This is a genomic window from Pseudomonas putida S13.1.2 (assembly GCF_000498395.2).
Lineage (GTDB): Bacteria > Pseudomonadota > Gammaproteobacteria > Pseudomonadales > Pseudomonadaceae > Aquipseudomonas > Aquipseudomonas putida_Q.
In genome coordinates, this window is record NZ_CP010979.1 from 325554 (window position 1) to 340091 (window position 14538).

The following is a 14538-nucleotide window of genomic DNA, read 5'->3' on the forward strand; positions in this document are numbered from 1 at the left end:
CCATGGATATGACCACCGCGCAACGAATCGCCAAGCGCTTCGTCACCTTGCCCGTCGACCAGCGCCGGCAGATCCTCGACAAGCTCGCCGCTAGCGGCCAGAGCTTCCGCTTGCTGCCGATAGTGCCGGCTTCGGAAGGCATGGAGCGCATCCCACTGTCGTACGCCCAGCAGCGCCTGCTGTTCCTGTGGCAACTGGCGCCGCAGAGCGCGGCATACAACGTCCCTTGTGCGGTACGTTTGCGCGGTGCACTCGATGAGCCTGCCTTGCGGGCTTCGTTCAAGGCGATGCTGGCGCGTCATGAAGTGCTGCGCACCCACTTCGCCTCTGATGACGGTGTCTTCCACCAGGTCATCGAGGCCGCGCCGGAGTTGCCGCTAGTCACTGTGCAGGTGACCGAAGCGGAGTTGGACGAGCAGGTGCGCGCCCAGTTCGAAGAGCCCTTTGACCTTCTCACCGGCCCTCTGCTGCGCATTCGCCTGTGGCGCCTGGCCGAGGACGACCACGTTCTGACCTTGTGCATGCACCACATCATCTCCGACGGCTGGTCGGCTGAGGTCATGGTGCGCGAATTTGCCGAGGGCTATGCCGCTGCGCTCGAAGCGCGTGCGAGCAACCTGCCGGCGCTACCGATTCAGTACGCCGACTACGCGCTCTGGCAACGCGCCTGGCTGGAAGCGGGCGAGGGTGAACGGCAACTGGCCTACTGGAAAGACCAGCTCGGCGATGAACAGCCTTTGCTGGCCTTGCCGGCCGATCATCCGCGTCCGGCCCAGCCCAGCCATCGCGGCGGCCAGGTGTATCTGACAGTCGATCCGCAACTGGCTGCAGGCCTCAAGCAACTGGCTCGTCAAGGCGGTTTTACCCTGTTCATGCTGGTACTTGCAGCGGCGGGGGTCACTCTGTCGCGCTTCAGCGGCCAGGGCGACATCCGCATCGGTACGCCCAATGCCGGGCGCAACCGCAAGGAAGTCGAAGGGCTGGTGGGTTTTTTCATCAACACCCAGGTGATTCGCTTGGGGATCGACGAGCGCCAGTCGTTCAGGCAGCTGCTTGAGCAGGTCAAGCAGACGGTGGCCGGTGCCCAGTCCCATCAGGACTTGCCATTCGAGCAACTGGTCGAAGCGTTGGCACCAGAGCGGTCGCTGGCAGTCAACCCGCTGTTCCAGTTCAAGCTCAACCAGAACGTTGGCGCCGATGCCACGGCCGAAGGGCCGGCCCAGCGCCTGCATGGCCTGGAGGTGTCCGGCTATGGTGCAGGCGCGGATGAAGCGCGCTTCGACCTGGCGTTGGATTTCACCGAAACCGAAAGCGGGATCGAGGGTTATTTCACCTATGCCCGTGACCTGTTCGAAGCCCCGACCATCGAGCGGCTGAACCAGGCCTTTGGCGAAGTGCTGAGGGCCATGGTGCGCGCGCCTGAGCAGGCATTGCTGGCGCAGCCAGTCACACCTGCATCGGCGGCACCTGAATCGCCGATGGCCTTCCCCTGTGCCGACATGCTTGCGCTGTGGCGCCAGGGCCTGGCGGCCGGCGGTGTGGGCCCGGCGTTGCAGCAAGGCGAGCAGGTGCTTGGCTACGCGCAACTGGACACTGAATCCAACCGCCTGGCGCACTACCTGGGCGAGCTGGGCGTATTGCCGGGCAACGTGGTCGGCCTGTGCCTGGAGCGCTCCATTGAGTGGGCGGTGAGCTGGCTGGCGATCCTCAAGTGCGGTGCGGCCTGCCTGCCGCTGGACCCGGCCCAGCCGGCCCAGCGCCTGCGCCAGCTTGCCCGGGACAGCGGTGCGGTGCGGGTGATTGGCCAGGTGTCGCTGGACAATGGCCTGGACTATGACAGCGCCACCTGGGCCCATTGCTCAGCCGATGCACCGAGTGTGCAGCTGCACCCCACGCAGCCTGCCTACGTGATCTACACCTCCGGTTCCACTGGCCAGCCCAAGGGCGTGGTGATCAGCCATGGCGCACTGGCCGACTATGTCCAGGGCGTGCAGGTTCACCTGCAAGGTGCGCCGGGCGTGAGCATGGCGCTGGTGTCCACACCGGCGGCGGACCTGGGCCACACCCAGTTGTTCGGCGCGCTGGCCAGCGGCTCGTTGCTGCATCTGGTGCCCCAGGCCTGTGCCTTCGACCCGGACCGCTTCGCCGCCTACATGAGCGAGCACCGCATCGATGTACTCAAGCTGGTGCCGAGCCATCTGCAAGGCCTGCTTCAGGCCGCGAACCCTGCCGACGTATTGCCGGCGCGCCTGCTGGTGCTGGGCGGTGAGCGTTGCGACTGGGCGTTGGCCGAGCGCATTCGCAGCCTCAAGCCGGCCTGCCGACTGCTCAACCACTACGGCCCTACCGAAACCACCGTTGGCGTGCTGGCTCATCCGCTGGCTGAAGTGCTGCCCGGCTACGACAGTGTGCCGCTGGGCGCGCCCTTGCCCAACGCGCAGGTGCAGATCCTGGACGCCTGGCTGCAACCGGTTGCTGAAGGGGTAGCCGGTGAGCTGTACCTCGGTGGCCCGGGCGTTGCGCAGGGTTACCTGGGCCATGCGGCGCTGACCGCCGAACGCTTCGTGCCGGCGGCCGATGGTGCACGTTGCTACCGCAGTGGCGACCGTGCCCGCCTGGATCGTGGACGCGTGGTGTTCCTGGGGCGCAACGACGATCAGGTGAAGATCCGCGGCTATCGTGTCGAGCTGGGGGAGTTGGCCCAGGCCCTGCGCGCGCTGGAGGGCGTGGAGGATGCCGTGGTCCAGGCGTTGCCGATGGACAATGACCCGAGCCGCCTGCAACTGCTGGCTTGGTGCGTGGCGCCGGACCGCACCGCCCAGTCGCTCAAGGATGACCTGCAGAAACGTCTGCCCGAGGCCTTGGTGCCGGCGCAGATCGTGCTGCTCGAGCGCCTGCCGGTCACCGGCAACGGCAAGCTGGACAAACGCGCCTTGCCGATGCCAGGTGCCCAGCAGGCTGGTTTCGTGGCGCCGTCTGGCGAGGCCGAGGAAACCCTGGCGCGCATCTGGGGCGAGGTGCTCAAGGTTGAACGGGTCGGTGCCGAAGACAACTTCTTCGAGCTTGGCGGCGACTCCATCCTGAGCCTGCAGATCATCGCCCGGGCCAAGCGCCAGGGTTGGAAGATCACCCCCAAGCAACTGTTCGAAGCCCAGACCGTGGCACGCCTGGCCCAGCTGGCCAAACCCATCGCGGCCAAGCCTGCGGCGCCAGCCCCGGTGGTGAATGTGCGTGAGGGCCGGGTGCCGCTGGTACCGGCCCAGGCGCGCTTCTTCGACAGCGAGGTGGTGGCCCGCCATCACTGGAACCAGTCGATCCTGCTCACGCCGAACCAGGTGCTGGACGACGCGGCCCTGGCCCGCGCCCTGGACGCAGTGGTCGAGCAGCACGATGCCTTGAACCTGGCGTTCAGCGAACAGGAAGGACAATGGCACGCCGAGTTCACCGTCGCTGCGCCCGGCAATCGCCTGTGGCGCCGCAAGGTCGGCAGTTTCGACGAACTGCCTGCCCTGGCCGACGAGGCGCAGCGCAGCCTGGACCTGAGCCGTGGCGAACTGCTGCGGGCGGTGTTGTTTGAAGACCTGGCCGGCGCCCAACGGCTGCTGCTGATCGTGCACCATCTGGTGGTCGACGGCGTGTCCTGGCGGGTGCTGCTGGAAGATTTGCAGGCCGCCTACCAGCAACAGCCGTTGGCACCGCGGACCACCGCGATCAAGGAATGGGCCGAGCGCCTGCAAAGCTATGCGGCCGCTCCGACATTGCTGGCCCAGCGTGAGCATTGGGAGCAGGCGCTTGACGATGGCCTGTCGGCGCTGCTGGCCAAGGGCGATGTCGTCACGGTCGGCGAACCTCTGGTCACGCGCCTGAGCAACCAACAGACCCAACGCCTGCTCAAGGCAGCGCCTGCGGCTTATCGCACCCAGGTCAACGACCTGCTGCTGGCCGCGCTGGCCGAAGCCGTGCGCCGCTTCAGCGGAGAGAGTGCAGTGTCGGTGATGCTCGAAGGCCATGGTCGCGAGGACCTGTTCGACGGGCTGGACCTGACCCGTACCCTGGGCTGGTTCACCAGTCTGTTCCCCGTGCGCCTGAGCGCCGGCGAAACCCTGGACGCCACCTTGAAGACTGTCAAGGAACAGCTGCGGGCGACGCCTGAGCGGGGCGTGGGCTACGGCGTGTTGCGTTACCTGGCCGATCCGGCCACCCGGGCGGCACTGTGTGCCAGGCCGCAGCCGCGGCTGGTGTTCAACTACCTGGGCCAGTTCGACGGCAGCTTCGACCGCCAGCAGGGCAGCCTGTTCACCCCGGCCGCAGAAGCCAGCGGTACTGCGCGTTGCCCCGCCAGCCCGGCCGCGCCGGTGGTCAGCATCGATGGCCAGGTCTACAACGGCGAGTTGAACCTGAGCTGGAGCTTCAGCCCGGCCCTGTTCGATGCTCGCGCGGTGCAGGCCCTGGCGGCGCATTACCAGCAGGCGCTGGAGGCGATCATCGAGCATTGCGCCAACGGTGTTGGCAGCGCGATCACGCCGTCAGACGTCCCGTTGGCAGGCCTGTCCCAGGCTCAACTGGATCGGCTGACCGTGCCGGCGGCGGCCATCGAGGATGTCTACCCGCTGTCGCCGATGCAGCACGGCATGCTGTTCCATACGCTGCTGGGCCAGGACGGCGAGGCCTACTTGAACCAGATGCGCGTGGACGTGTCGGGCCTGGACGTGGAGCGCTTGCGCGCGGCCTGGCAGGCCACCGTCGATGCCCACGATGTGCTGCGCTCAAGTTTCGTGTCAACCGAGCCGCACCCGGTGCAGGTGATTCGCCGTGAGCTGAAAGTCCCGCTGTTCGAGCTCGACTGGCGTGCCCAGCCGGACCAGGCTGGTACACTTGACCAATGGGCCCGTGAAGATCGCCGCGCCGGCTTCGACATGGCCTGCGGGCCGCTGATGCGTTTGACCCTGATCCGCATCACCGATGACACCTGGCACATGGTCTACACCAGCCACCACCTGCTGATGGACGGCTGGAGCAGCACCCGCTTGCAGGCCGAAGTGCTGCAGCGCTACGCCGGTCTGGCCGTGGGCGCGCCGACAGCCCGTTACCGCGACTACATCCAGTGGCTCGGTCAGCAGGATGTTGCTGCCGACGAGGCGTTCTGGAAAACGCAGACGGCGCCATTGGCCGAGCCGACCCGGCTTGGCGCAGCGAGCGCTGGCAAGCAGGCGAGCACCCATGGCGAGCACCATCAGGTGTTCGACGCCGAGGTCCTGGCGCGCCTCGAGGGCTTCGCACGGCAAGAGCGCGTAACCCTCAACACCCTGGTGCAGTCCGCCTGGTTACTGGTGCTCCAGGCCTTCACCGGAGAAGACTGTGTGGCCTTCGGTGCCACCGTCGCCGGCCGGCCAATGGGCTTGCCGGGCATCGAGGAGCAACTGGGCCTGTTCATCAACACGTTGCCAGTGGTCGCCTCGCCGGCGCCGCAGACCCGTGTAGGGGAATGGTTGCGTGCCGTGCAGGACCAGAACCTGGCCCTGCGCGAGCACGAGCACAGCCCGCTGGCCGATATCCAGCGCTGGGCCGGCCATGCCGGCGAGCCGCTGTTCGATTCGCTGCTGGTGTTCGAGAACTATCCACTGGCTGAAGCGCTTGCCCAAGGTGCACCGGGTGGCCTGCACTTCGGTGAGCTGGAGAATCAGGAACAGACCAACTACCCGCTGACGCTGGTGGTAGGCGTCGTGCAGGTCATGGGTATTCGCTACGCGTTTGATGAGCGGTATTTCGACATTGCCCGTGTGGAGCGCCTTGCACAATGCTTGCATGAAGTGCTCCATGGCTTGATGGCCGATGCCAATCGCAGCATCGGGACTATCGCGTTGCTGGACGAGGCTCGCCAGGCAGAGCGCCTGGCGGACTGGAACAGGGCCGATGCCTGGCAGGCTGGACACGGGTGCATCCACCAATGTTTCGAGCAGCAGGTCCTACGCACGCCACATGCCACTGCGCTGGTATGCGGCGATCAGCGCATGACCTATCAGACGCTTGAGCGTCGCGCTAATCAGGTGGCCCACCACCTCATTGCGCTTGGTGTTGGCCCCCAAGTGCTGGTGGGCATTGCGGTAGAGCGCAGCCTGGATATGCTCGTTGGCCTGCTGGCTATCCTGAAGGCGGGCGGTGCCTATGTACCGCTTGATCCAGATTACCCTGCCGAGCGTCTGGAGCACATGATCCAGGATTCCGGCGTGAGCCTCGTGTTGACCCACATGGGCCTTGATGCATGGTTGCCCCTTGGCCTTGGAGTACGCGGCCTCCTACTGGAGGAGGCCGGCCGCGAGTGCTCGGAACTGCCGCCGCCACAGCGTACAGTACCTGGCAACCTGGCCTACGTGATCTACACGTCAGGCTCTACTGGGCGGCCCAAGGGCGCCGGCGTGCGTCATGACAGCTTCGTCAACTTGATGGCCTGGTTCGCCGGTACTTGCCAGCTTTCGGCGCAGGACAAGGTCCTGCTGGTGAGTTCCTACAGCTTTGATCTGACCCAGAAGAACCTGTTTGCCATCCTTTGTGCTGGAGGCGAATTGCATTTGCCTGCGCCGGGCTATGATCCACAGGCATTCCGCAAGGCGGTGGCATCTGAGGGCATCACCGTGCTGAACTGCGCGCCGAGTGCGTTCGTACCGATGCTTGAGCCGCTGGACAGAAGCCTGGACTCACTGCGACATGTGCTGCTGGGCGGTGAGCCTGTCAAGACCCATGAACTCGAAGGCTGGCTGCGGCATCCAGGTAACCGGGCCAAGTTGCACAATAGCTACGGGCCGACCGAGTGCACGGATGTCGTGATCGAGGAGGTATTGGAGGCCCCGCAAATCCTGGCCCGGGCTACCATGCTCACCGGGCGTCCTGTTCCCGGCGCAGCGATCCAGCTGCTTGGAGCCAATGGCCAATGGGCCGAGGCGGGCATGATCGGCGAGATTCACATTGCCGGGGCTTGCGTCGGTGAAGGCTATTGGCGTCAGCCGGCCCTGACCGCTGAACGCTTTGTGCCGGATGAGTGGGCCGATGGCGGGCGCTGCTACCGTACAGGTGACTTGGCACGCTACGACGAGCAAGGCGTCATCGACTATGTCGGGCGTCGTGACCATCAAGTCAAACTGCGCGGCCTGCGCATCGAATTGGGGGAGATCGAAGCACGACTGCGTGGATGCGCCGAAGTCCGGGAGGCGGTGGTGCTGGCGCTGGACAGCACCATTGGAGCCCAACTGGTGGCGTACATGGTGCCACACGCTGCGGCTGGCGATATCTCGGCCAGGGTGCGGCATGAGTTGGCGCAGGCTTTGCCTGGGTTCATGGTTCCGAACCATTGGGTACTGCTCGAAGCGCTACCCCTCAACCCTAACGGCAAGCTGGATCGCAAAGCACTGCCGGCACCGGATCTCACGATTGGGCGTCCCGCTTACGAAGCCCCTGTCACAGAGCTCGGACACAGTCTTGCACAGATGTGGAGCGACGTACTCAAGGTGGATCAGGTGGGGCTGGCCGATGATTTCTTCGAGCTGGGTGGGCATTCCCTGCTGGTGATGCAGATCATCGTGCGGGTCCGCAGCCAGCTCGGTCGGGAAATCGCCATGGCCGAGCTGTTCGAATGCTCACGTTTCGGCGATTTCGTCGACCGCCTGGCGGCGATGGCAGGGCAGGGCGATGACCTGCAGGATGAGCTGACTAAATCTCTGGAGGCCTTGAAACGTCTATCGAAGGAGGAAATCGACGAACTGACTTCATAGGGGATATTCAGTGCAAGCGCTGCTCGACTCGGTCCGGACTCTCTCTCCAAAAGAACGCCAGGCCTTGGCGGCCTTGCTCAAGCGCAAGGGCATCAACCTGTATGGGGTGACGCCTGTGCTGCCCCGCTCGCCTGACGAAACCATGACGCTGTCGTATGCGCAGCAGCGTTTGTGGTTTCTCTGGCAACTGGAGCCGCAGAGTACGGCCTATAACCTCTCGACCGTGTTGCGGTTGAGGGGAAATCTGGACCTGACTGCACTGGAACAAGCCTTCCGGAACGTGATCGGGCGGCATGAAATGCTGCGGACCCGCTTCGTGGAGACAGCGACGGGTGTCGAGCAACAGGTTTCAGCCCAGGTCGATTTCAGGTTGCCCATGGAGTCGATCCAAGCGTCTTCACTGCAGGCCGTCATCGACAGCAAGCTGAGCCATCATTTCGATCTGGCCAAGGGCGAGTTGCTCCAGGCCCATGTGCTTCGTTTGGCAGAGGATGATCATGTGCTGGTGCTGGTGCAGCACCATATCGTGTCCGATGGTTGGTCTATGGCGATCATGGTCGAGGAGCTGGTCCAGGCCTACGAGGCATCCCGTCGAGGGCTTGTAGCGGCGTTGCCAGACATGGCGATTCAGTACGCCGATTATGCGATCTGGCAGCGTAACTGGATGGAGGCCGGAGAGCAGGAACGGCAACTGGCCTACTGGCAGCAGACCTTGGGGGGGGAACAGCCCGTGCTGGAACTGCCACTGGATAGACCTCGACCGGCAGTCCAGAACTTTGCCGGGGCACGCAAGGTACTCGAACTTGGAAGTGAGCTAACCCGCCAGTTGCGAATGCTGGCCCGAGGTAGCGGTGTGACGATGTTCATGCTGTTGCTCGCCTCATATCAGGCGTTGTTGCATCGCTACAGTGGCCAGTCCGATATTCGCGTTGGGGTGCCCACCGCGAACCGTACTCGTGTTGAAACCGAGCGTTTGATTGGTTTCTTCGTCAACACCCAAGTGCTTAAAATCGAATTTTCAGGGGAGCTGAGCGTTGTCAGCTTGCTCGCTGAAGTCAAAAAGGCTGTGCTCGCAGCGCAAGCTCACCAGGACCTGCCATTCGAGCAATTGGTCGAAGCGCTTCAGCCGGAGCGCAGCATGAGTCACACACCACTATTCCAGGTAATGTTCAACCATCAGGCCGCTATTTCAGGGCAAGGCCGGGATCTGCCGGGGCTTCGTGTGGAAAACGTCGAGTCCGAGGGGCAGGCGGCACAATTCGACCTCAGTCTGGATACCTTTGAGCAGGGCGATCATCTGACCGCTTGCCTGAGTTATGCCACGGCCTTGTTCGATGCCGCCACGGCGGAGCGGTTTCTGGGGCATTGGCGGAACCTGCTAACCGCGATGGCTGAGGCGCCCGGCGCGAGAGTCGCGGAGTTAGTGATCATGGGCGAGGAGGAGCAGGACCAGATTCTCCGCCGTCTGGATCAACGTGATCGCATCGCGCTAGAGCATGAGCCTGTACACGTTCGCATCGAACGTCAGGCTGCACGACAGCCCGATGCAGTTGCGCTGATCTGCGAGGGTGCGCAACTCACATATGCTGAACTCAACTGCCAGGCCAATCGCCTGGCGCATCGGCTTCGTGCCGTGGGTGTTGGCCCCGATGTGCTGGTGGGGCTGGCGGCGGAGCGCAGCCTGGCGATGGTGGTAGGGCTGCTCGGCGTGCTCAAGGCTGGGGGGGCCTACGTACCACTCGATCCGGACTACCCGGCTGACCGGCTGGGCTACATGATCGAGGATTCGGGTATTCGGCTGTTACTGACTCAGGAGCACCTTGAACACCGCCTTTTACTACCTGAGGGTCTGAAATGCCTGTATCTGGAGGACGCCGGAGTCGGGCAGCCGGAGGGTGATCTGGAGGATCTCGGCTGTGGTACCAGTCTGGCTTACGTAATGTACACCTCGGGCTCCACTGGTCGGCCCAAAGGGGTCGCGATCGATCGACAATCCCTGGCGACCCATGCCCAGGTTTTTGCAGGGTTCGCCGGTCTGATCGAAAGTGATCGGGTACTGCAGTTTTCCACGCTGAACTTCGACGGTTTTGTCGAACAACTCTATCCCGCGCTAACGGTCGGGGCTTCGGTGGTCATTCGCGGTCCGAGTATCTGGGACAGTGAAACCTTCTACCGCCAGCTCATCGAGCTGGACATCAGCTTTGTCGACCTGACCACGGCCTACTGGTTCATGCTGGTCAACGATTTTGCCAGGGTGGGCCCCCGACCATACGGCAGGCTACGGCAGCTGCACATCGGTGGCGAGGCCATGCCTCCCGAAGGGGCCGATGCTTGGCGTCGTGCGGGCCTTGGCCATGTGAGGTTGCTCAATACCTATGGGCCTACCGAAGCAACGGTCACCGTGACTCAATTCGATTGCCAACCTCTGGTTGAAGGCGCTGTGGTACCTGCAACCATGGTGCCTATCGGCGAAACCCTTGCTGGCAGGACTATTTACATCCTCGACGACGAAGGCCAGATGACCGTGCCCGGCGCTCGTGGTGAATTGATGATCGGCGGCGATCTGCTTGCGCGGGGCTATTTCCAGCGACCGGCCCTGACTGCGGAACGGTTCGTCCCTGATCCATTTGCCGCCGACGGTGGCAGGTTATACCGCACAGGCGATCTGGCGCGGTATGGGTGCGCAGGGGAGTTGACCTATGCCGGGCGCATCGACCATCAGGTAAAGGTCCGGGGCTTCCGTATCGAACTGGGAGAGATCGAAGCCCAGATCCAGGCCTTGAAAGGGGTTCGTGAAGTTTTGGTGCTGGCAGTGGATGGGCCATTGGGCAAGCAACTGGTGGCTTACGTCGTGCCGGCCTTCCCCGGCGAGGACCCTCGTGCTGCCTTGCGCAGCTCCCTCAAGGAGAGCTTGCCGGATTACATGGTGCCCAGTTACTGGATGCTGATGTACGCGATGCCGATGAGTCCCAATGGCAAGCTCGATCGAAAGGCCCTACCTGCGCCGGATACTGGCAGCACGCAACGGATGCACGTAGCACCGGTCAGCGAGTTGGAGTGTCAGTTGGCGGCTATCTGGGCACAGGTGCTCAGGGTCGAGGCAGTAGGACTGAACGATGACTTTTTCGAACTGGGAGGCCATTCGTTGCTGGCAGTCCAGGTGATCTCCCGGGTACGTCGGGAGCTCGATATGGAAGTGCCGCTCAGGGCCATGTTCGAGGCCAATGACCTGGTTGGGTTTGCTGCCCGGGTCAGCAACGCTGGCACTGATGTTCTGCCACCACTGGCCAAGGTCGAACGGACCGGACCATTGGCGCTTTCCTATGCTCAGCAGCGCCAGTGGTTCCTGTGGCAGCTGGACCCCTCAAGCCCAGCCTATAATGTCCCGTCCGCTTTGCGACTGAAGGGTGCACTCGATCTGGATGCCTTGGGCATGGCGTTTACGAAGTTGCTCGAGCGGCATGAGCCGCTGCGCACCACCTTCCGCCAGGACGGTGAGCAGTCGGTACAGGTGATCCATGCGTCTGTGCCGTTGGATCTGGCAATGGATACCGGAACTGAAGCGGATGTGCGCCAGTGGGCCGAAGCCGAAGCGACCCGGTCGTTCGATCTGGAGCAGGGGCCGCTGCTGCGCGTTCGCTTGCTGCACCTGGCAGAGGACGATCATGTACTGGTACTGACACTGCACCATATCGTCGCCGACGGTGGGTCGATGCCAGTGCTGGTCGATGAACTCGTGAAGCTCTACCAAGGCGCCGAGTTGCCTGCACTTGAGATCCAGTACGCGGACTTTGCCGTTTGGCAGCGGCAATGGATGGAGGCCGGCGAGCAGCAGCGGCAACTGGGTTACTGGACCCAGAAATTGGGTGGTGAACAACCGGTGCTCGAACTCCCATTGGACCGTCCGCGGCCGAATGTGCAGGATACGCGCGGTGCGGCCTTGCCAATCGCGCTGGGTGTTGACCTGAGCCTATCGCTCAAAGCGCTGGCCCGTGAACAGGGGGTGACTGTGGCGCAACTGCTGCTGGCCTCTTTCCAACTGTTGCTGGCGCGTTATTCCGGCCAGTCGGACATCCGCGTTGGCATGCCGATCGCCAACCGTACCCGCCTGGAAACCGAGCGCTTGATCGGCTTCTTCGTCAACACCTTGGTGTTCAAAGCCGTGTTCGATGGCCAGTTGACCGTCACCGGCCTGCTGGCCCAGGTCAAACGCACGGCTATCGAAGTCCAGGCTCATCAAGATCTGCCGTTCGAACAACTGGTCGAGGCACTGGCGCCGGCGCGTAACCTTGGGATTTCGCCGCTGTTCCAGGCACTGTTCAACCACCAGACCGAAGTGCGTGGCGATGTCCGCGAATTGCCGGGCCTGCACGTGGAAGACGTGGAGTGGGGGGGCGAGTCGGCCAAGTTCGACCTGAGCCTGAGCACCTTCGATGGCGAGCAGGGTATTCATGCTGGGTTCACCTACGCCACGGCGCTGTTCGATGAAACGACCATCGCCCGCATGGCCCGTCACTGGCGTAACTTGCTGCTAGCGATGGTGGCTGATGCCGGTCAGCGTGTGGTTGAATTGCCGATGCTGGAGTCAGATGAGCAGAAGCTGTTGCTCGATCAGTGGAACGACACGGCTGCCCAGTTCCCGGCCGAGCAGTGCATCCAGTCCTTGATCGAAACTCAGGTTGTGCGCACGCCGGACGGCGTGGCCCTGGCCTTTGGCGACCAGTCGCTGACCTACGCTGCTCTCAATACCCGCGCCAACCAGCTGGCGCATCAACTGCGTGCCCTGGGCGTCGGCCCGGACGTGGTGGTCGGCATCGCCGCCGAGCGTAGCGTGGAAATGGTCGTCGGCTTGCTGGGCATCCTGAAAGCCGGTGGCGCCTACGTGCCGCTGGACCCGGAATACCCCGCGACCGCCTGGCCTACATGATCGAGGACTCGGGCATTTCGCTGCTGCTGACCCAGGGCCATCTGCGTGAGCAGTTGCCGGTACCGGGCAGCGTCGAATGCCTGCTGCTCGAATCGGCCGGCCAAGGCTACCCGCAAGACAACCCGGTCAACCTGACCGAGCCTTCGAACCTGGCGTACGTGATCTATACCTCCGGCTCTACCGGGCGGCCGAAAGGTGCCGGCAACAGCCACCGCGCCCTGGTCAACCGCCTGCACTGGATGCAGAAGGCCTACGGCCTGGACGCCAGCGATACCGTGCTGCAGAAGACCCCGTTCAGCTTCGACGTGTCGGTGTGGGAGTTCTTCTGGCCGCTGCTGACTGGCGCACGCCTGGCGGTTGCGCAACCGGGTGCCCACCGTGATCCGCAGCTGCTGGTGCAGACGATCCAGCAGTACAAGGTCAGCACGCTGCACTTCGTGCCGTCGATGCTGCAGGCCTTCATGGCCAGCGCCGAGGCGGACACCTGCACTGGCCTGCGCCGGATCGTGTGCAGTGGCGAGGCGTTGCCCCACGAGCTGGCGCAGAGCGTGCTGGCGCGCCTGCCGCAGGCGGGCCTGTACAACCTGTACGGCCCGACCGAGGCGGCCATCGACGTCACCCACTGGACCTGCACGGCCAGCGACCGCAGCGTGCCGATCGGCCTGCCGATCGACAACCTCAAGACGCATATCCTCGGCCAGGGCCTGAACCCGGTGCCGGTGGGGGTGAACAGCGAGCTGTACCTGGGTGGCGTGGGCCTGGCCCGGGGTTACCAGGGGCGCCCGGCACTGACCGCCGAACGCTTCGTGCCGGACCCGTTCGGCCAGGGCGAGCGCCTGTACCGCACTGGCGACCTGGCCCGCTACCGCGCCGATGGCGCGATCGAATATGCCGGTCGCCTGGACCACCAGGTGAAAATCCGCGGCTTGCGGATCGAGCTGGGCGAGATCGACGCGCGCACCCAGGAATACCCGGGTGTACGCGAGTCGGTGGTAATCGATGTGGACGGCCCGCTGGGCAAGCAACTGATCGGCTATGTGGTGCCGGTCACGCCGGGCGATGACCTGCGTGAAGGCCTGAAGGCGCACCTGAAGGCCGGCCTGCCGGACTACATGGTGCCGGCGCAATGGGTGTTGCTGGAGGCGATGCCGCTGAGCCCGAACGGCAAGCTGGAGCGCAAGGCGCTGCCCAAGCCAGAGGCTGCCAGCGCTGGCGGTTTCGAACCACCACGTACAGTGATGGAGCAGCAATTGAGCCAGCTTTGGGCCGATGCGCTGCAGCTACCGCGTGTTGGCATCGACGATGACTTCTTCGCACTGGGAGGGCACTCGATCCTGATGCTCGGCCTGCTGGAGCGTATCCACGCCGTGCTTGGGCAGCGTTTGTCACTGGCCGAGTTCATGGCCCACCCCACTGTCCGGGGGCAATGCGATATCTTGCGCCGGCGTGGATCGGCGCTTCCCACGACCCGGGTGGTGATGAGCAAGGGGGTAGAGGGTGCTCCCAAACTGTTTTGCCTTCCACCGGCGGGTGGCGTGGTGTTTGCCTACTATCCCTTGGCCCATCGTCTGGCAGGTGATTTCGAGGTCGTCGGTGTATTGCATCGCTCCATTGTCGAGGCCGATTACCGCTATGAGGATTGGGACGCAATGGTCGATGGCTTCCTGGCCGATATCGAGGCGGAGCAGCCTCAGGGCCCCTATCACCTGCTCGGCTGGTCCTCAGGTGGCCTGCTGGCGATGGCAATCGCCAACCGACTGGAGTCCAAAGGGCAGGTTGTGCGCTGGCTGGGGTTGGTGGATTCGACCTTGCCGCCACAACTGCATGGTTTCTACAGCAAGTCCG

General features: G+C 63.8%; 1 protein-coding gene and 2 pseudogenes. All 3 read left to right on the top strand.

The window, feature by feature from the left end; translation table 11 throughout:
* Positions 1 to 2: 2 nt before the first annotated feature.
* Positions 3 to 7766 carry a non-ribosomal peptide synthetase gene (locus N805_RS01330; RefSeq protein WP_033692720.1) on the top strand — a complete coding sequence of 2588 codons (7764 nt, stop codon included), beginning with the start codon at positions 3 to 5 and terminating at the stop codon, positions 7764 to 7766.
* Between the two features lie 142 nt (positions 7767 to 7908).
* Positions 7909 to 10686, top strand: a pseudogene (locus N805_RS31205) (amino acid adenylation domain-containing protein); the annotation flags it as partial.
* Positions 10687 to 10836: 150 nt separating this feature from the next.
* A pseudogene (locus N805_RS31210) lies at positions 10837 to 14504 on the top strand (amino acid adenylation domain-containing protein); the annotation flags it as partial.
* Positions 14505 to 14538: the final 34 nt, after the last annotated feature.